General features: G+C 72.7%; 6 protein-coding genes. 3 read left to right on the top strand and 3 right to left on the bottom strand.

The genetic code is table 11. From position 1 onward, the window contains the following. Nucleotides 1-28 precede the first annotated feature (28 nt). From BIV25_RS31855 to BIV25_RS31845, 3 genes are read right to left on the bottom strand one after another with little or no spacing between them, the layout of a single operon-like run. Nucleotides 29-1,264 (bottom strand): cytochrome P450, encoded by a 1,236-nt coding sequence (locus BIV25_RS31855; protein WP_071375953.1) that lies wholly within the window; start codon nucleotides 1,262-1,264, stop codon nucleotides 29-31. Continuing rightward, complete coding sequence (locus tag BIV25_RS31850) at nucleotides 1,261-5,343, bottom strand: type I polyketide synthase (protein WP_071375952.1); 4,083 nt, start codon at nucleotides 5,341-5,343, stop codon at nucleotides 1,261-1,263. Before BIV25_RS31850 ends, BIV25_RS31855 begins: the two co-directional genes overlap by 4 nt. A gap of 53 nt (nucleotides 5,344-5,396) precedes the next feature. Beyond that, nucleotides 5,397-17,195 carry a type I polyketide synthase gene (locus BIV25_RS31845; protein WP_071375951.1) on the bottom strand — a complete coding sequence of 3,933 codons (11,799 nt, stop codon included), beginning with the start codon at nucleotides 17,193-17,195 and terminating at the stop codon, nucleotides 5,397-5,399. A gap of 302 nt (nucleotides 17,196-17,497) precedes the next feature. Here BIV25_RS31845 and BIV25_RS31840 point away from each other — a divergent pair, with 302 nt between their 5' ends. From BIV25_RS31840 to ccrA, 3 genes are all read left to right on the top strand, one after another. Further along, nucleotides 17,498-18,019 (top strand): pyridoxamine 5'-phosphate oxidase family protein, encoded by a 522-nt coding sequence (locus BIV25_RS31840; RefSeq protein WP_071375950.1) that lies wholly within the window; start codon nucleotides 17,498-17,500, stop codon nucleotides 18,017-18,019. A gap of 201 nt (nucleotides 18,020-18,220) precedes the next feature. Further along, nucleotides 18,221-18,988, top strand: a complete 768-nt coding sequence (locus tag BIV25_RS31835; protein WP_071375949.1) for a thioesterase II family protein — start codon at nucleotides 18,221-18,223, stop codon at nucleotides 18,986-18,988. 13 nt (nucleotides 18,989-19,001) lie between these two features. Continuing rightward, nucleotides 19,002-20,354 carry a crotonyl-CoA carboxylase/reductase gene (gene ccrA / locus BIV25_RS31830; RefSeq protein WP_071375948.1) on the top strand — a complete coding sequence of 451 codons (1,353 nt, stop codon included), beginning with the start codon at nucleotides 19,002-19,004 and terminating at the stop codon, nucleotides 20,352-20,354.

The following is a 20,354-nucleotide window of genomic DNA, read 5'->3' as shown; positions in this document are numbered from 1 at the left end:
TTCTCCGTTCTCGTTTGGTCCGGCCGGGTCAGTCCGCGGTCCGGTCGAGCAGCACCGGCAGCCGTTCCAGGCCGCGGAACTGCAGGCTGTAGCGCCAGGCCAGCTCGTCCAGCGGCGCGGCGGCCCGCCAGCGCGGGAACCTGCGCAGCAACGCGCCGAGCACGATCTCGCCCTCCATCCGGGCGAGCGGCGCCCCGACGCAGTGATGGATCCCGTGTCCGAAGGCGACGTGGCCGCTCGCCGCCCGGGTGACGTCCAGCCGGTCCGGCTCGGGGAACCGCTCCGGGTCGCGGTTGGCCGAACCCAGAGCGATGAACACGAGCTCGCCGGCCGGGATCGTGGTGTCGCCGACGGTCACCGCCTCGGCGGTGCAGCGCAGGGTGGACAGGTTCAGCGGGGCCTCGTAGCGCAGGAACTCCTCGACCGCGCCGGGGATCAACTCAGGTCCTTCGCGCAGCAGTTGCTGCTGATCGGGATGGTCCAGCAGGGCGTACACGCCGCTGCTGATCAGGTTGGCGGTGGTCTCGTAGCCGGCGTTCATCACCAGGAAGACCGTGGAGAGGATCTCCGCGTCGGTGAACACGTCGTCGCCGTCGAGTTCGAGCAGCGCGGTGATGAGGTCGTCGTCGCGCCCGGCGTGCGCGCGCTTGTCCGCCACCAGCGACTTGATGTACTCCAGAGACGCCATGTACGCCTGGTACTTCTCGGCCGGGCCGGTGTCCACACCGGTCAGCAGCCTGTTCCACTCGCGCAGGTCGCCGTGGCCGGAGCGGGGCACACCGAGCAGGTCGCCGATCACCGAGATCGGGACGGTCATCGCGATCCGGTCGACGAGGTCGATCTCCTCCCCCGGCTTCACCTCGTCGAGCAGCGTCTCGGTGATCTCCTCGATCCACGGCCGCAGGCTCTCCACGCGGCGCATGGTGAACGCCTTGCCGAACAGGCGCCGCAGCCGCGTGTGGTCCGGCGGGTCGCTGAACAGCATGCTCTCCGAGCTGATCGCGCCGCCGCCCTGGCCCTCCTCGACCTTGTGCACCTCGATCGTCCGGCCCACGGCGGCCGCGTCCTTGGACAGCCGCGGATCGGCCAGCAGCCGGCGGGCGTCCTCGTAGCCGGTGACCAGCCAGGCGTGCAGTCCGGCGCCGAGGGTCTTGATGATGAGCCGTTCGGCGCCGCCCTGTTCGCGCATGCTCCGGTAGGTCAGGTAGGGGTTCTGGGTGAAGTTCCGGCTGAGCAGGTCGACCTCGCTCGCTGCTTCGCTCATGACACTTCCTTCGTGGTCGGGCCTGCTTGCTGGGGCTGCGCGGGCGGCCGGGCCAGCCAGTCGCTGATCGCCGTGGCGGTGGTCGCGGCATGGTCGTCGACCATGCTCAGGTGGTTGCCGGGCACGTCCACGGCGTCGTGGCCGGGTCCCCACCGGGCCTGCCACTGCTCGCCGGCACTCCTTGGGCCGTCCATCCGCTCGGTGGCGCGCAACAGCAGGGTGGGCACGCCGATGTCGGCCGGAGCCCAGTCCTCGAACATCTGCAAGTGGTGGGCCATGGCGGTGAGTTCGGCGCCGCGCAGCGGCTGCGTCGCCGTCCATTCCGCGTACGCGTCGCCGAGCAGGCCGAACTGGATCTCCGCCAGACCGGCGCTGCCGGGCACGTGGCTGTCCAGCAGTACGAGCGACTCCGGCCCGGCGTCAAGGGCGTTGAGCCGGTCAGCCGCCTCGTGCGCGATCCAGCCTCCGGAGGAGTATCCGATCAGGACGTACGGCCCCCGCACACTGCCTCGTACCGCCTCGGCGACCGCGGTGACCAGGTCGGCCCGGGTCGTGGGCAGGGGCTCGCCGTCGGCGTAACCGGTCAGCGGCAGCACGGTCATGTCGTGCCCGGCGCGCAGGGCCACGGCCATCCGGGAGTACTGGTAGACGTTGGAGGGCGCGACCACGGACGGGATGCAGACCAGGGTCCGGCCGCCGTGGCCCTGGGAGAAGCGCACCGGTTCCCGCATGGGCGGCGGTCCGGCGCTCACCCTCAGTCGGGCGGCGACGGCGAGCAGGTCCAGCCCGTCGCGCACCTGACCTTGCGCGCAGGCCTGGGCGAACAGGTCCGGCAGCGGGTCGGCGGCGGGACGTGCCGGGGTCGCCGGTACGTGCGACGGTGTGGCGGGTACGGCAGGTGCGGCGGGCGGCGGTTCGAGGTCGTCGAGCTCGGCGAGCCGTTCGGCCAGATGCTTGGCGACCGCGTACGGGGTCGGCTGGTCGACGACCAGGGCGCGGGGCAGGTCCAGCCCGGTGACGATGGCCAGCCGCTGATTGAGCCAGGTCGCGGTCAGCGAGTCGAAACCCAGCTCGGCGAAGCCCCGGCCGGCATCCACCTCGTCGGGGGTGCCGTAGCCCATCAACTGCGCCACCTGGTCGCGGACCTCGGCGAGCAGGATCTCGTCCCACTCCTCGCGCGGGCGGCCGGCGAGCCTGCTGCGTACGGACGGCGCGTCGGTGACCGCCTCGGCCATGACGGCGTCCGGCACCGGTGCGCCCGCCCCGGCGGCGATGCCCTGACTCGCCATCAGGCTCGCGCCGGGCGGCAGGTGGTCGACCAGCCAGTAGCGGCGGCGCTGGAAGGCGTATGTCGGCAGGTCCAGCTGGGCGGCGCCGGTGCCCGCGTACACGGCACGCCAGTCGATCGGCAGACCACGTACGAACAGGGCGGCAGCCGCGTCCAGCAGCGCGGCCGACTCGGTCCGGCCCGTACGCAGCGCCGGCACGAAGACCCGCTCGGGCACGTCCGGCCCGACGGGCGGCAGGCAGTCCCGGCCCAGGGCGGCGAGCACCCCGCCCGGGCCCAGCTCCAGGAAAGTGGCGACGTCGGCCTCGGCCAGCTGTACGACGCCGTCGTGGAACCGGACCGCCGCCCGGACCTGGGTGACCCAGTAGTCGGCGTTGCGCATCCGCTCGCCCCGGTCCGCCTCGCCGGGCGCCAGCGGCACGATCGGGATGCGCGGCGGATGGTAGGTCAGCCCCTCGATCGCGGCCCGGAAGTCGCCCAGCATCGGCTCCATCCGCGGCGAGTGGAACGCGTGGCTCACCCGTAGCTCGCGCGGGCGCAGGCCCTTGTCCGTCAGCGTCCTCGTCAGTTCGGTGAGCGTCTTCCGGTCACCGGAGAGCACCACGGAGGCGGGGCCGTTCACGGCGGCCACGGAGACCAGGCCGGCGAGCCCGTCCAGCAGGGGCAGGATGTCTTCCTCGGCCGCTCGGACGGCGACCATCGTGCCGCCGGGGGCCATGTTCTGCATCAGTGCCGCCCGGGCCGCGACCAGCGTGCACGCGTCGTCGAGCGACAGGATCCCGGCCACGTGCGCGGCCGTGATCTCGCCGATGGAGTGCCCGGCGACGAAGTCCGGGCGTACGCCCCACGACTCGACGAGCCGGAACAGGGCGACCTCGACGGCGAAGAGCGCGGGCTGGGCGAAGCCCGTGCGGTCCAGCAGCCCCTCCGGATCCTCCTCCGCGAACGTCAGGTCGCGCAGTGAGTGGCCGAGCGGCTTGTCGAGGTGCGCACAGACCGCGTCGAAGGCGTCGGTGAACACAGGCTGTTCCGCGTAGAGTTCGCGGCCCATGCCGGGCTGCTGCGCCCCTTGCCCGGTGAACAGGAAGGCGAGCCTGCCGCGTACGGTCGCTCCCGTGGTGACCCTGGCGTCGGGCCCGCCCTCGGCCAGCGCGGTGAGCCCGGCCAGCAGGCCGTCGCGGTCGGCGGCGACGATCACGCCCCGGTTCTCCAGCGCGGCGCGGGTGGTGGCCAGCGAGTATCCGACGTCGACCGGATCGGCCGGCTCGTCACGGCTCGTCAGGAAGGCCGCCAGCCGTACGGCCTGTGCGCGCAGAGCGGCGGGAGTACGGCCGGAGACCGGCCACGGAACAGCCGCGAGGGTACGGTGCGGGACGCCGTCGCCCTCCCGCCCGCCGCCGTCGTCGGATACGGCTTCCAGGATGACGTGGGCGTTGGTGCCGCCGATGCCGAAGGCGGAGACGCCCGCCCGCCGGGGCCGGTCACCCGTCGTCGGCCACGGCCGCGACTCGTGCAGCAGCTCGATGTCGCCGGCCGCCCAGTCCACCTCGGTCGACGGCGGGTCGGCGTGCAGGGTCTTGGCCAGCACGCCGTGCCGCAGCGACTGCACCGTCTTGATCAGCCCGCCCACCCCGGCCGCCGACTGGCTGTGGCCCAGGTTGGACTTCAGCGAGCCCAGGAGCAGCGGGCGGCCGGACGGCCGGCTCCGGCCGTACGTGGCCAGCAGCGCCTGCGCCTCGATCGGGTCGCCCAGCGTGGTGCCGGTGCCGTGCGCCTCGACAGTGTCGACATCGGCGGCGTCGAGGCCGGCCGCGGCCAGTGCGGCCCGGATCACCCGCTGCTGGGACGGGCCGCTGGGCGCGGTCAGCCCGTTCGAGGCCCCGTCCTGGTTGATGGCCGAGCCGCGTAGCACGGCGAGCACCCGGTGACCGTTGCGGCGGGCGTCGGAGAGCAGCTCGACCACGATCATGCCGACGCCCTCGGCCCAGGACGTGCCGTCGGCGGCGTCGCCGAAGGACTTGCACCGGCCGTCCGGAGCCAGCCCGCGCTGGGTGCTGAACTCGACGAACGAGCCGGGCGTGACCAGTACCGACACACCGCCGGCCAGGGCCAGCGAGCAGTCGCCCGCGCGCAGTGCCCCGGCCGCGAGGTGCAGCGCGGTCAGCGAGGAGGAGCAGCCGGTGTCGACGGTGACCGCCGGTCCCTCCAGGCCGAGCAGGTAGGAGATCCGGCCGGAGATGATGGCCCCGGCCAGTCCGCCCAGCAGCAGCCCCTCGAAGCCGGCCGGATACCGGGCCAGCAGGGCGGCGTAGTCCGTCACGCTCGGGCCCACGAACACCCCGGTGCGGCTGCCCTTCAGCGAGTTCGGGTCGATCCGCGCCCGCTCCAAGGCCTGCCACGACGTTTCGAGCAGCAGCCGCTGCTGCGGGTCCATCGCGATGGCCTCGCGGGGCGAGATGCCCCAGAATCCCGCGTCGAAGTCCGCGAGATCATCCAGGAAGCCGCCCTGCCGGGTGTAGCTGGTGCCGGGGTGGTCGGGGTCGAGATCGAACAACGATTCCAGGTCCCAGCCCCGGTCGTGCGGGAACGGGGTGATGGCGTCCCGGCCGGTGACCGCGAGCTCCCAGAGGTCCTCCGGGGAGCGCACGCCGCCCGGGTAGCGGCAGGCCATGCCGACGATCGCGATCGGCTCGCCGGCCTGCCGCTCCAGGTCTTCGGCGCGCTTGCGGGCCTGCACCAGGTCCGCGGTGACCCGCTTCAGGTAGTCCCGAAGTTTGTCCTCGTTGTTCATTCGCTCCTCGACTTCCCGCCGGTACCGGTGCTGGCACGCCGTCTGCGCGCGGACTACTCGCCCGGGCGGCCGAGTTGCTCGTTGATGAAGTCGAACAGCTCGTCGTCGGAGGCCGCTTCGAGCGTCTGCACATCGCCGTGGGCGCTCGCGGTCTGCCCCGCCCCGGTGAGCCGGCCGAGCAGCCGCTGCACCCGTCCGACCAGCAGTCCGCGTACCTCCTGGTCGGACGGCATCGCGGCGAGCGACGCCTCCAGCCGGTCGAACTCGGCGAGCGCCAGGTCGGCGGCCGACGGCACGCCGGCCGCCACCTCCGCGCGAAGGAACGACGCCAGGACCGCCGGAGTCGGGTAGTCGAAGACCAGGGTCACCGGCAGTCGTAGCCCGGTCGCCGCGTTGAGCCGGTTGCGCAGCTGCACCGCGGTCAGCGAGTCGAAGCCGACCTCCTTGAAGGCCCGTTTGCGGTCCACCTGTTCCGCGGAGTCGTAGCCGAGCACCGCTGCGACATGGGCGCAGACCAGGTCGAGTACGGCCGGTTCCCGGTCCTCCTCGGGCAGCGCGGTGAGCCGCTCGATCAGTGCGCCGCCGCGTACCCCCGCACCGGATCCCTCCGTCGACGCCAGCTGCCGTACGTCGGGCAGGTCGGCCAGCAGCGGGCTGGGCCGCAGGGAGGTGAAGCGGGGGTGGAAGCGGGCCCAGTCGACGCGTACCACCACCGGGCACGGCTCGTCGTCGGCGACGAGCCGGTCCAGGGTGGCCAGTCCGGTGTCCACCGGCAGCAGCGGGAGCCCGCCGCGGCGCAGCGAGTCGGCCGCCCCCTCGTCGGTCAGCATGCCCGCCTCCCAGGGGCCCCAGGCCACCGAGACGGTGTGGCCGCCGCGGTCGTGCCGCTCCCGGGCCAGGGCGTCGAGGTAGGAGTTGGCCGCCGAGTACGCAGACTGGTTGCCGACACCCCAGGTCGCCGAGATCGACCCGAACAGCAGCACCGTCTCGACGCTGTCGTGGTCGAGCAGTTCGTCGAGGTGAGCCGCGCCCAGCACTTTGGCCGCCAGGATGCCGCCGAACTCGTCGAGCGTCGTCTCCGCGAGCGGGCCGCCGTCGAGGCTGCCGGCGGCGTGCACGACCGTCGTGAGCGGCTGGTCCGCGGGCAATGAGGCCAGCAGCTGCGCCACCGCGGCCCGGTCGGCGACGTCGCAGGCAACCACCGATACCGGGACTCCCTTGTCGGCCAGTTCCTCGACCAGGCTCTCGGCGCCGGCCGCGGTGGCTCCGCTGCGGCTGGCGAGCACCAGATGCCCGGCGCCGCGGGCGGCCAGCCAGCGGGCCACCTCGGCACCGAGGCCGCCCGTGCCGCCGGTGACGAGTACCGTGCCGCCCGGCCGCCACTGTGGCATCTCCGGCTCGGCCGGTGCGGTTGCCCGGACGAGGCGGCGCGCCAGAACGGCCTGGGCCCGGACGGCGACCTCGTTCTCGCCGCTGGCGGCCAGCACCCCGGCCAGTTCCGCGACCGTGTGATCGTCCACGGTCTCCGGCAGGTCGACCAAGCCGCCCCAGAGCCGGGGGTGTTCGAGGCCGGCCACCCGGCCGAAGCCCCAGACGAGCGCCTGGGCGGGCGAGCCGATGCGGTCGTCCGCTCCGGCCGCCACCGCGCCACGGGTGACCGCCCAGAGCGGGGCGTCGAGTTCGGTGTCGAGCAGGGCCTGCGTGAGCACGACCGTGCCCGCCAGGCCCTGCGGCAGGGCCGCCGAGTCTCCGTACGGGGACTCGTTCTCGGCCAGCAGGGACACCACCCCGTCGAGCCGGGTGCCGTCCGCGACGACGCCCCGGAGCAGGCCCGCCAGCGCCGTCCGGTCCAGCTCCGCCGTCGGCACGGAGAGCGTGACCAGGTCGGGCACGTGGGCGGCGAGACGACGTACGGTCTCGGCGGCCCATCCGTTCTCCGGTTGCCCTTCTGCGACGACCGCGAGCCAGGTGCCGGTGATCGGTTCGGGAGTGCCGTGCGACACGGTGCGCCACTCGATGCGGTAGTGCCAGTCCTCGGCGGTCCTGCCTGTCGCGGCGTCGAGGGCGGCGCGCAGCTGCTCGGGACGGACCGGCCGGGCCACGATGGAGTCGAAGGTGGCGACCGGGCGGGCTGCCTCGTCGGCCAGCAATATGGTCGAGGAGTCCGCACCCTTGCGCCGGAAGGCCACCCGCAGCGAGCTCGCGCCCTGGGTGTGCACGGTGACGCCGTTCCAGGAGAACGGCATCAGGGCCTCGCTCTCGCTGGTGATGAGTCCGACGACCGGCACCTGCAGGGCCGCGTCCAGCAGCGCCGGGTGCAGGCCGAACCGGCCGGCCTCGCCACGGGCCACGCTCGGCAGCGCGACCTCGCCGTACATGTCGTCGCCGTGCTGCCAGAGAGCGCGGATGCCCTGGAAGGCGGGCCCGTAGGAATAGCCGCGTTCGGCGAGGCGGGCGTAGATGCCGGTGACGTCGACGGGCTCCGCGCCGGCCGGCGGCCAGACCTTGAGATCACCCGGCACCGGCCCGGTGCCGATCGGGGCCAGGGTGCCCTCGGCGTGCAGGAGCCACTCGCCGCTCGCGCCGGTCTCGGTACGGCGCGAGTGCACCGTGACGGACCGCCGACCGGTCGAATCGGCCGCGCCGACCGCCACTTGCACGGCCACACCGGACTTCTCGGGGAGTACCAGCGGCGCGTGCAGGCTCAGTTCCTCCACGAGGGCGCAGTCGACCTGGCGCCCGGCGTGGGTGACCAGCTCGACGAAGGCGGCGCCGGGAAGCAGCGTCGTGCCGAGCACGACGTGGTCGGCCAGCCACGGATGGGTCGCCAGCGACCACTTGCCGGTGAGCAGCATGTCGTCACCGCCCGCGCGTTCCACCGTGGCGCCGATCAGCGGGTGGTCGCCGGAGGTCAGCCCCAGGTCGGTGGCGCCGACGGCCGCCGGGCCGCCGGTCTCGACCCAGAGCCGACGGCGCTGGAAGGCATAGGTGGGCAGGTCGATCCCCTGGCCGGCGGGGAAGGCCGCGGCCCAGCGTACGGGCGCGCCGTGCACGAACACCTGGGCCAGTGAGCGGGTGAACTCGGCGTCGCCGGTGCCCCGGCGCAGCGACCAGCACGCGCTGATCTCGTCGCCCCGGGTCCGGGCGATCTCCTCCAGCGATTCGATGAGCGCCGCATGCGCGGAGAGCTCCACGAAGCCGCGATGTCCGTCGGCCAGCAGCGCCTCGACGGCCTCGCTGAACCGCACCGTCTCGCGCAGGTTCCGGTACCAGTACCCGGCATCGAGCGCGGTGCCGGACAGCGGCGCGGCAGTGACCGCGGAGTAGAACGGCACGGCCGCCTCGGCGGGCGTGACATCGGCCAGCGCCTCGATCAGCTCGTCGCGGAGCTGCTCCATGTCCTGCGAGTGCGACGCGTAGTCGACCAGGAGCTTGCGTACCCGTGTCCCTTCCGCTTCCAGCGCGTCGAGAAGGCCCTGCAACTGGTCGTCGGCGCCGGAGACGACCACGGACTCCGGTCCGTTGACCGCTGCGACACTGAGCGCCGGACGGTCGGCGATGCGCTCCCTGACCCGGTCGGCGCTCAGGCCGATCCAGCCCATTCCGCCGCGCTCGGCAAGGCCGTTGATCAGCCGCGAGCGCAGTGCGGCGATGTGGGCGCCCTCGGCCAGGCTGAGGACGCCGGCCACCACGGCCGCCGCGATCTCGCCCTGGGAGTGGCCGACGACCGCGGCCGGTTCGACACCGAGCGAGCGCCACAGCCGGGCCAGCGACACCATGACGGCGAACAGCGCGGGCTGCACCGCGTCCACCCGGTCCATGCTCGGTGCGCCCGGCGCTCCGGTGAGGACGTCCCGCAGCCCGGCGCCGTCCCAGCCGACATGGGGGGCCAGCGCGGCGTCGCACTCGGCCATGGCGGCGGCGAAGACCGGGCTGGCGTCCCACAGGTCGACCGCCATGCCGAGCCACTGTCCGCCCTGGCCGGGGAAGACGAAGACCGGGCGGTCCATGTCGTCGCCCTCGCCCAGCACGACGTCCTCGGTCAGGTCGGTCTCGCCGGCGGCGATCGCCGTGAGCCCGGCGGTCAGCGCCGCCACGTCTCCGGCGAGCACCACGGCCCTTCGGTCGTGCACACCGCGGCTGGTGACGAGCGAGCGGCCGAGCGCGTCGAGGTCCACGTCGGGGTGCTCGGCGAGGTAGGCGGTCAGCGCGGTTGCCTGGCCCCGCAGCGCCGCGGCGCCCCGGGCCGAGACCACGAACGGCTTCGCGGCCTGGGTGAGTATCCGGTCGGGCGCGGGCGGGGCGGGCGGTTCCCCGGTCCGCGGCGCCTGCTCCAGCACCACGTGCACGTTGGTGCCGCTGATGCCGAAGGCCGATACGGCGCCGCGGCGGGGCCGGTCCAGCTCCGGCCACCGGCGCGCCTCGGTCAGCAACCGCACCGCGCCGTCCGACCAGTCGACCTGCGGGGTGGGCTCCTCGGCGTTCAGTGTGCGGGGCAGGACGCCGTGCCGTAGTGCCTGCACCATCTTGATCACTCCGGCCACGCCGGCGGCGGCCTGCGCGTGGCCCAGGTTCGACTTCAGCGAGCCCAGCCAGAGCGGGCTCTCGTCGGAGTGTTCCTGTCCGTATGTGGCCAGCAGTGCCTGCACCTCGATCGGGTCGCCGAGCCGGGTGCCCGTGCCGTGGCCCTCCACCACGTCCACCTCGGCGGCCGTGACCCCTGCGTTGGCCAGCGCCTCGCCGATCACCCTCTGCTGCGCGCGGCCGTTCGGCGCGGTCAGCCCGTTGGAGGCGCCGTCCTGGTTCACGGCGGAGCCCTTCACCACGGCGAGGACCTGGTGGCCGTTGCGGCGCGCGTCCGACAGCCGTTCCAGTACGAGCAGGCCGACGCCCTCGGCCCAGCCGGTGCCGTCCGCCTCGGCGCCGAACGCCCGGCAGCGGCCGTCCGGCGAGAGGCCGCCCTGCCGCGCGAACTCCTGGAAGACCACCGGCGTGGACATCACGGCCGCGCCGCCGGACAGCGCCAGGTCGCACTCGCCGGTGCGCAGCGCCTGCGCCGCCATGTGCAGGGCGGTCAGCGAGGACGAGCAGGCGGTGTCCACCGTGACGGCGGGCCCCTCCAGGCCGAACTCGTACGCGATCCGGCCGGAGGCGACACTGGCCGCCGTACCGGTCAGCAGGTGGCCCTCCAGGCCGTGCGGATCTCGTGAGAGCAGGTTGCTGTAGTCGTAGCCGCTCAGGCCGGCGAAGACGCCGGTCCTGCTGCCGCGCAGTGTGGACGGGTCGATGCCGGCCCGCTCGAAGGCCTCCCACGCCGACTCGAGCAGCAGCCGGTGCTGTGGGTCCATCGCCGTGGCTTCGCGCGGTGAGATGCCGAAGAACTCGGGGTCGAACTCGGTCGCGCCGGGCAGGAAGCCGGCCGCCCGGGTCGTGGTCGTGTCGACCCGGTCGGGGTCGGGGTCGAACAGCCCGGCCAGGTCCCAGCCACGGTCGGTCGGGAACTCCGTGGCAGCGTTCCGGCCCTCCTCGACCATCGCCCAGAGCGATTCCGGTGAGTCGACCCCGCCGCCGTATCGGCAGGCCATGCCGACGATCACGATCGGGTCGGTGGCACCGCCGGTGCCGGCCGCGACGGGGGCGAGCGCCGCCGGGCCGGAGCCGACGATCTCACCGAGCACGTACTGGACGAGCAGGCCCGGATTGGGGTAGTCGAAGACCACGGTCGGAGGCAGCCGCAGGCCGGTGATCGCGGCGATCCGGTTGCGCAGTTCCACGGAGGCCAGCGAGTCGAAGCCGATGTCCTTGAACGCGCGGTCCGGCGAGACGTTCGACGCCGAGCTGTGCCCGAGCACGGCCGCCGTCTCGGCGACGATGGTGTCCAGCACCACCCGCTGCCGGGCGGCCGGGGACTGCGCGAGCAGGCGGCGGACCCACGACCTGGCATCGCCGCCGCCCGCGCCGGCCGTCCGGCGGGCCCGCCCGGTGACCTGGTTACGCAGGAGCGGGGGCACCTCTCCGCGGAAGGCGGCGAGGTCGAGCCGGACCGGCAGCACCACCGGGGCTCCGACGGCGAGGCCGGCGTCGTAGAGGGCCAGGCCCTCGTCGTCGGACATCGCCTTGATGCCGCCGCGGGTCATCCGTGCCCGGTCGGTGTCATCGAGGCCGGTGGTCATGTTGCCGGCCGTCGCCCACAGGCCCCAGTCGAGCGAGACGGCGGGCAGGCCCAGGCTGCGGCGATGCCGGGCGAGGGCGTCCAGGAAGGCGTTGGCCGCGGCGTAGTTGGCCTGGCCCGGCGCGCCGAACGCCCCGGCGGCCGAGGAGTAGAGCACGAAGGCGGAGAGGTCGAGCTCTTCGGTCAGCTCGTGCAACAGCCAGCCCGCGTCCACCTTGGGTCGCAGCACCTTGTCCAGCCGTTCGGTGGTCAGTGAGCCGACCACTCCGTCGTCGCTGACACCCGCGGTGTGCACGACGGCGGTCAGCGGGTGCTCCGCCGGGATCCCGGCCAGCACCCCGGACAGCGACTCCCGGTCGGACACGTCGCAGGCGACGGTCGTCACCGACGCGCCGAGCCCGGTCAGTTCGGCGGCGAAGTCGGTGGCGCCGGGGGCGTCCGCGCCGCGGCGGCTGGCCAGCACCAGATGACGTACGCCGTGCGCGGCGACCAGATGCCGGGCGACCAGGCCGCCCAACGCGCCGGAGGCGCCGGTCACCAGCACCGTGCCCTGCGGATCCGCCGGCACCGGCACGGTGAGGACGACCTTGCCGACGTGCCGGGCCTGGCTGAGGAAGCGGAACGCCTCCGGGGCCCGCCGGACGTCCCAGGTGGTCGTCGGCGGCAGCGTCAGCACGCCGCGGCCGAACAGCTCCAGCACCTCGACGAGCATCTCGCGCAACCGCTCGGCCGGCACTTTGACCAGGTCGAAGGCCTGGTAACGCACACCGGGGAAGGCAGTGGCGGCCCAGTCGGCGTCGCGGATGTCGGTCTTGCCCATCTCCACGAACCGGCCGCCGCGCGGCAGCAATCGCAGCGATGCGTCCACCAGCTCGTTGGCGAGCGAGTTGAGCACCACGTCGACGCCACGGCCTCCGGTGGCGTCGAGCAGTTCCGGCTCGAACTGCCCGGTGCGCGAGTGGGAGATGCGTTCCTGCGGGATACCCAGCTCGCGGACGGCCGCCCACTTGCCGGGGCCGGCCGTCGCGTAGATCTCGGCGCCCAGATGGGTGGCGAGCTGCACGGCCGCGATCCCGACGCCGCCGGCGGCGGCGTGGACGAGCACGGATTCGCCGGGTTGCAGGTCTGCCACGTCGACGAGGCCGAAGTACGCCGTCAGGTAGGTGATCGGCACGGTCGCGGCCTGGAGGTACGACCATCCGTCGGGCATCGGCACGACGGTGCGGTGGTCGGCGACGGCCAGCGGCCCGAACGGTCCGAAGAACAGACCCATCACCTTGTCGCCGGGCTTCAGGCCGGTCACCCCGGGGCCGACCTCGGTCACCACGCCGGCCGCCTCGCCACCGAGCACCTCCTGGCCCTGTACCAGGCCGAGGGTGCTCATGACGTCGCGGAAGTTCATCCCGGCGGCCCGGACGGCGACCCGTACCTGACCCTCGGTCAGTGGCGCGACGGCCTCCGGGGACTCGATGAGGGCGAGCCCGTCGAAGGTACCGGGCCGGGCGGCGGACAGGCGCCAGGCAGGCAGTTCCTCCGGTACCGCAAGCGTGGTCGCCGAGGTCACCCTGGTCAGCCGGGGCACCAGGATCGTGCCGGCGCGCACGGCGACCTCGTCCTCACCGGCGCCGAGCGCCGCCACGGCGGCCAGGTCGAGCTCGCCGGGCGCCAGGTCGACCTGGGCGAGCCGGCCGGGGTTCTCCGCCCGTGCCGACCGGAACAGGCCGTGCAGGGTGGCGCCGACCAGGTCTCGGATCGGTTCGCCGTCGTAGGTGGCCAGCGCGCCGCGGGTCACCAGGACCAGCCGGGCGTCGGCGAGCCGCTCCTCGGCCAGCCACTCACGGACCAGGCCGAGCATCCGGTCCGCGCCGGTGTGCACGGCCGCGGGCACATCGGCGCCGTCGCCGGGGACGGGGGCGACCAGCACCACCGTGGGCGCCTCGGCTCCCGCGTCGAGGGCGGCGCGCAGCGCGGCCAGGCCGTCGTACGCCGTGCCCACCGCGGGTGCTTCCCCGCCCAGGGTCGCCCAGCCGGTGGGCGCCGGGGCGTCGGCCGGGCCCACCGTGGTCCATTCGATCTCGTAGAGGGAGTCGCTGGCCGCCGGGCCGGTGCCGGAGAGCTGTCCCGCGGTCGCGGCACGCAGCGTCAGCGACTCGACCGACAGCACCGAGCGGCCGGTTCCGTCGGCGGCCAGGAGCGCCACGGAGTCCGTCCCGGCCGGGGTCAGCCGGACGCGCAGGCTGGAGGCGCCGACGGCGTGCAGCCGGACGCCGGACCACGCGAACGGGACGGCTCCCCGGCTCATGGCGGTGAGGGCGACCGCGTGCAGGGCCGCGTCCAACAGGGCCGGGTGCAGGCCGTACGAGCCGGCGTCGGTCACCTGCTCGGGCAGGGACACCTCGGCGAACACTTCCTCGCCGCGCCGCCAGGCCGCCTTCAGGCCCTGGAAGACCGGCCCGTAGCCGTATCCGGCCGCCGCGAACGTCTCGTAGGCGTCGCCGAGTTCGATCTCCTCGACGCCGGAGGGCGGCCACTCGGCCAGCTCCGGATCGTCCTCGGCCGCCCCGGTACCCGCCGAGACGAAGCCGCTGACGTGCCGGCTCCAGGGCATGTCGTGCTCGGGTGAGTCCGGGTCATGACGCCGGGAGGAGACCGTGATCGGGCGGCGGCCGGACCCGTCCGGCTCGCCGACCACGATCTGCAGGGCCACGCCGCCGCGCTCCGGCAGCAGCAGCGGCGCTTCGATGGTCAGGTCGTCGATCCGGTCACAGCCGACCTGATCGGCCGCGCGCAACGCGAATTCGACGAAGGCGGTACCGGGCAGCAGGCTCCGGCCGAACAGGGCGTGGTCGGCGAACCAGGGCTGGGTGGCCAACGACAGCCGGCCCGTGAAGAGGAAACCGCCGTCGTTGGCGAGCGAGACGCCCGCGCCCAGCAGCGGATGGTCGACCGAGCGCAGGCCGATCGAGCCGAGGTCGCCGCCGGCGACCTGGGAGGTCTCCAGCCAGAAGCGCTCGTGCTGGAAAGCGTAGGTGGGCAGGTCGACGCGGTGCGCGCCGGTGCCCGCGAAGAAGGCCGCCCAGTCGACCTCCACACCGGAGGTGTGCAGTGTGGCCATGGCCACGGCGACACACTTCGCCTCGTCGCGCTCACGGCGCAGGGTCGGAACCAGAGTGACCGGATCGTCGCCGCAGCAGTCACGGACATGGCCCATGAGCACCGCATCGGGCGACAGTTCGAGGAAACGTGTGACACCGCGTTCGCGCAGCCATGCGATGCCCTCGGCGAGGTCCACGGGCTCGCGCATCTGGCGCACCCAGAACTCGGGCGTGCACAGCTCCTCGGCCGGCACCACCATAGGGATGCTCGGCGGCGAGTAGGTGAGCGTCTCGCACACCTCCCGGAACCGGTCCTGGATCGGCTCCATGGTGACGGAGTGGCCGGCGACGCCGACGCGGAGCGTACGGCACCTGTGACCGAGCTCGGTGAGGCGCGCCACGGCCGTCTCGATCGGGCTCTCCAGCCCGGAGAGAGTGACCGAGCCAGGGCTGTTGATCCCGGCCATCGAGACGCCCGGCAGGTCGGCGATGACGGGCCTCACCACCTCGGCACCCGCCGCGACCGCGGCCATGACGCCTGCCGCCGAGGTCTGGATCAGCCGGGCGCGGGCGGTGGCCATCTTGGCCGCGTCCTCCAGCGTGAGCACGCCCGCGACGTGCGCGGCGGCGATGTCGCCGCAGGACTGGCCGAGGAGGTAGTCGGGCTTGATTCCCCACGAGCCGACCAGGCGGTAGAGGGCGACCTCGATCGCGAACAGCGCGGGCTGCGCGTACTCGGGGCGGTCGATCGCCGGGCTGCCCTCGGCGATCACGCGGGGCAGCTCGGGGTCGAGCAGCGCCAGGACCTCGTCGTACGCCTGCTTGAAGACCGGGAAGGATGCGGCGAGTTCGGCGCCCATGGCGATGCGCTGCGGGCCCTGGCCGGGGAACATCACCGCGGTCGTGCCCCGGTGCGCGGTGCCGGTGACGACGGCCGCACCGGCGCCGTCGGCGGCCAGGAGGTCGAGCTGCGCCAGCAAGTCCTCCTTGTCGGCGGGTACCACCGCGGCGCGGTGCTCGAACGCCACGCGGTGCAGCGCGAGCGACGCCGCGACGTCGGGCAGGGCGGCGTCCGACTCCGCGAGCCAGGTGCGCAGCCGCGTCGCCTGGCCGGCGAGCGCCTCCGGGGTGCGTGCGGAGAGCACGAAAGGCAGCGCGGCCGGCTCCACAGTGGCCCGCTCGGGCTCGGCGGCCTCGGGCTCCGGTGCCTGTTCGAGGATCACATGCGCGTTGGTGCCGCTCATGCCGAACGACGACACGCCGGCCCGGCGCGGCCATGCGTTCTCCGGCCAGGTGTGGGCCTCGGTGAGTACCTTGACGTTGCCCGTCGACCAGTCGACCTCGGGGGTGGGCTCGTCCACATGCAGCGTTTTGGGCAGCACGCCGTTACGGATGGCCATCACTGCCTTGATCACACCGGCCACGCCGGCGGCCGCCTGCGTGTGGCCCAGGTTCGACTTCAGCGAGCCGAGCCAGAGCGGCTCGCCGTCCTTCTTCTTGCGGCCGTACGTGGCCAGCAGCGCCTGCGCCTCGATCGGGTCGCCCAGCCGCGTGCCCGTGCCGTGCCCCTCGACCAGGTCGACCTGCTCCATCGGGACGTCGCCGTCGGCCAACGCCGCCTCGATGACCCGCCGTTGGGCGGGGCCGTTGGGGGCGGCCAGGCCGTTGGAGGCCCCGTCCTGGTTGATGGCCGAGCCGCGGATGAGGGCGAGCACCGGGTGGCCGTTGGCCCGCGCGTCGGACAGTCGCTCGATCAGAAGCACACCGACGCCCTCTGACCAGCCGGTACCGTCCGCGGCCGCCGCATACGCCTTGCACCGGCCGTTGGCGGCGACGCCGCGCTGCCGGCTGAAGTCCACCATGACCAGTGGGGAGCACATGGACGCGACGCCGCCGACCAGGGCCATCGTGGACTCGCGCCGTCGCAGGGCGCGCACGGCCCAGTCCAGCGCGACCAGCGAGGAGGAGCAGGCGGTATCGATGGTGACGGCGGGTCCCTCAAGGCCGAACACGTACGAGACGCGACCGGAGAGCACGCTGAGCGCGTTTCCCTGCAACAGATAGCCGTCGACCTCGCGCGGCGCGCCGACGGTCACCGGCACGTAGTCATGGGTGTTCGAGCCGATGAAGACACCGGTCCTGCTGCCCCGCAGTGTTTCCGGGTCGATGGCGGCGCGCTCGAACAACTCCCACGCGGTCTCGAGCACGATGCGCTGCTGCGGGTCCATCGCGAGCGCTTCACGTGGAGAGATACCGAAGAAGCCGGGATCGAACTCCGCCAGGCCGGGCATGAAGCCACCCTCGCGGGTGTACGTCTTGCCGGGCTTGCCGGGCTCCGGGTCATAGATGCTGTCCATGTCCCAGCCGCGGTCGGTCGGCGAGTCGCCGATCGCGTCGGTGCCGCTGGCGACCAGTTTCCAGAGATCCTCCGGCGACCACACATTTCCCGGAAAACGGCAGGCCATCGAGACGATCGCAATCGGCTCGTTGTCCTGAGATTCCATCTCGGTAATCTTCTGGCGCGCCTCGTAAAGGTCGCGGGAAACCCACTTGAGATACTCGCGAAGCTTCGCCTCATTCTCCATGGGAGCCCCCATCCATTCCAGGTGATCCGTGATCAGACGGGCCCGTCGAAGACGCGGCCGGAAGAAGACTTGTCCATGACCCGATCACGACGGGCCGCAGCACGATCGCGGGACCACCCTCGCCCGGGGCCCGCACGTCGAGGCACCCCCTAACTCCCCTAATCCACGCCCCGGCGCGGACGGTTCCCGCACGGCACTCTGTGGGGTGTCGGTGCCGCGGCTGAGCTGGAAGCATCAAGCGGCGGTAACTGGGCCGGCGCGTCCCGTGGACGTCTGCCGGAGACGAGCGAAGGGTCAGCCCGATGACCGACGAGGCGTTGGAATCCGAGCAGGAGCCAGAGGGAAGGGCAGCGTTCATCTTCAACCAGACCGCGCCGGGGCCGACCATGCCGTGGTCCTGGGCGGCGAAACTGCTGGCGACGGCACCCACTTACTGGCTTGCCACCGCCAGCCCGGACGGTGTCCCGCACAGCCGGCCGCTGTGGGGCGTCTGGCGGCAGAACGAGTTCTGGTTCTCCAGCCAGAACCGCTCCGGCGGATTCCTCGGGGCCAACCCGCGGGCCTCGGTGAGCCTGCAGGCCGGTGAGGACGTGGTGATGGTCGAGGGCAGCTGTGCCCGGGTGATCGGCGTCGACGGCATCAACGTGCTCGTCGAGGGGGTCAGGGTGAAGTACAACTGGGAGACCTCGGCCGGCGAGGACCGCATCCACACGCCGTTCGGGCAGAGCGCGCCCGTGTTCCGGCTGACCCCGGAGCGGGTGTACGGCTGGCCGGGCGTGATCGGCTGGGAGTCCGCGACGCGTTGGGATTTCCCGCTGTCGTGAACGCGCGCGGGTGATCAACTGAATCCCGACCACACCCCTAAAGCCGTGACCTGACATACGTGCCCGCGCTGCGGAATCACTGGGGTTCTAGGGGGTGTCCACGCACCGGTGCCGCGTATTTAGCATGAGGCCAATTCGCAATCAGGACCCTACATTTCCTCTTCCGGAAACAGGCGAGGCCCGAACCGGGAAGGACGCGACATGACAACATCAACGGAGGACGACAGTCTTTGGATCCGCCGCTTCCAGCCGGCCCGGCCGAACGCGCCGCGGCTGCTGTGCCTGCCGCATGCGGGCGGCTCGGCGAGCTTCTACTTCTCGACGGCGCAGGCGCTCGCGCCCGACGTCGAGGTGCTGGCCGTGCAGTACCCGGGCCGGCAGGACCGTCGCGCCGAGCCGTGCGTGCCGACCGTCCCCGAACTGGCCGCCCGGCTGCACAACGCACTCGGCGCCTGGACCGACCGGCCGCTGGCGATCTTCGGGCACAGCATGGGGGCCGTCGTCGGCTTCGAGCTCGCCGGGCTGCTGGAACGCGAGAGCGATCAGACCCCCACGATGCTCTTCGCCTCGGGACGACGTGCGCCGTCCCGGTTCCACGCCGAGTACGTGCACGAGGGCAGTGACGACATGCTGATCGCCGAGATGAAGAAGCTCAGCGGCACCGACTCCCGGATCCTGGGCGACGAGGAGTTGCTGCGCATGGTGCTCTCCGCGGTCCGCGCCGACTACAAAGCGGTCGAGACATATCAACCGGCCCCGGGAACACCACCGTTGAGCTGTCCGATCGCTGTACTTACCGGTGACAGCGACCCCCGGACGACGCTCGACGACGCGGCCGCCTGGCGCGAGCACACCACGGCCGGTTTCGGCCTGCGCGTCTTTCCCGGCGGTCATTTCTTCCTCACCGCACAGGCGCAACCCGTCCTCGCGCACGTGACCGAACAGCTCGCCGCTGTCGTGGCGCGATAGGAGAAGAGGGGCTATGACCACCATGTCCGAAGCCGTCATCGGCGGCGCACCACCCGAGGAACTGGCCCGGATCCCGCTGCCGACACGGACCACCGCGGCCCATGTCCGCGCCGAGGACGTCGACATGTTCCGCGGGGTCGCCGACAAGGACGTCCGCAAGTCGCTGCGGATCGGCACGGTACCGCTGCCCGAGCTGGCCCCGGACGAGGTCCTGCTCGCGGTCATGGCCAGCTCGATCAACTACAACACGGTGTGGTCGGCGATGTTCGAGCCGGTGCCGACGTTCCGGTTCCTGGAGCAGTTCGCGAGGCAGGGCGGCTGGGCGGTCCGGCACGATCAGCCCTATCAGGTCGTCGGCTCGGACGGCGCCGGAGTGGTCGTCGGGCTGGGGTCCGGTGTACGCGGCTGGAAGATCGGCGACCACGTGGTGGTCAGCCCCGCCTACGTCGACGACCAGGACCCGGCCACCCACGCGGACGGGATGATGGGCGCCGATCAGCGCGCCTGGGGCTTCGAGACGAACTGGGGCGGCCTCGCGACGTACTCGGTGGTGCGCGCCAGCCAGCTGATCCGCAAGCCGGCCCACCTGACCTGGGAGGAGGCCGCCTGCAACACGCTGTGCGCGGGCACCGCCTACCGCATGCTCGTCGGCGATCGGGGCGCGCGCATCAAGCAGGGTGACGTCGTGCTGATCTGGGGTGCCGCCGGCGGTCTGGGCGGCTACGCCGTGCAGTTGGTCAAGAACGGCGGCGGCATCCCGGTCGGCGTGGTCGGCTCGCCGGAGAAGGCCGAGCTCCTGCGCCGGCTCGGCTGCGACGTCGTGGTTCTCCGGGAAGAAATCGGGCTCGACACCCACGAGGAGACGACCCCGGAGCGAGTCATCGAGGTCGGCAAGCGGCTCGGCAAGCTGATCCGGGCGCGTGCCGGCGACGACCCGCACGTCGTCTTCGAACACGTGGGGCAGGCGACCTTCGGCATCTCGGTGTTCGTGGTCCGCCGCGGCGGCGTGGTGGTCACCTGCGGCTCCAGCACCGGCTACCAGCACGCCTTCGACAACCGCTATCTCTGGATGCGGCTCAAGCGGGTGATCGGCAGCCACGTCGCCAACCTGCAGGAGCAGTGGGAGTGCAACCGGCTCTTCGAACTCGGCCGGATCGTACCCACCATGAGCGATCTCTTTTCGCTGTCCGACGCCGCCGAGGCGGCCCGGCTCGTGCAGACCAACCGGCACACCGGCAAGGTCGGCGTGCTGTGTCTGGCTCCCGAGCCCGGCCACGGCGTCACCGACCAGCAGCTGCGCAACCGGATCGGGGTCGACAGGCTGAACCCGCTCTTCGGCCTCGGTTCCTCGGCGCGAAAGGCTTGA

The organism is Streptomyces sp. MUSC 14 (genome assembly GCF_001866675.1).
GTDB lineage: Bacteria > Actinomycetota > Actinomycetes > Streptomycetales > Streptomycetaceae > Streptomyces.
Note: the sequence above shows the minus strand (reverse complement) of the source record. Positions and strands in the feature narration are given on the sequence as shown.

Bases quoted from the DNA above. Each gene is read 5' to 3' on its own strand.
- BIV25_RS31855 (WP_071375953.1), bottom strand. From the start codon at position 1,264: ATGAGCGAAGCAGCGAGCGAGGTCGACCTGCTCAGCCGGAACTTCACC.
- BIV25_RS31850 (WP_071375952.1), bottom strand. From the start codon at position 5,343: ATGAACAACGAGGACAAACTTCGGGACTACCTGAAGCGGGTCACCGCG.
- BIV25_RS31845 (WP_071375951.1), bottom strand. From the start codon at position 17,195: ATGGAGAATGAGGCGAAGCTTCGCGAGTATCTCAAGTGGGTTTCCCGC.
- BIV25_RS31840 (WP_071375950.1), top strand. From the start codon at position 17,498: ATGACCGACGAGGCGTTGGAATCCGAGCAGGAGCCAGAGGGAAGGGCA.
- BIV25_RS31835 (WP_071375949.1), top strand. From the start codon at position 18,221: ATGACAACATCAACGGAGGACGACAGTCTTTGGATCCGCCGCTTCCAG.
- ccrA (WP_071375948.1), top strand. From the start codon at position 19,002: ATGACCACCATGTCCGAAGCCGTCATCGGCGGCGCACCACCCGAGGAA.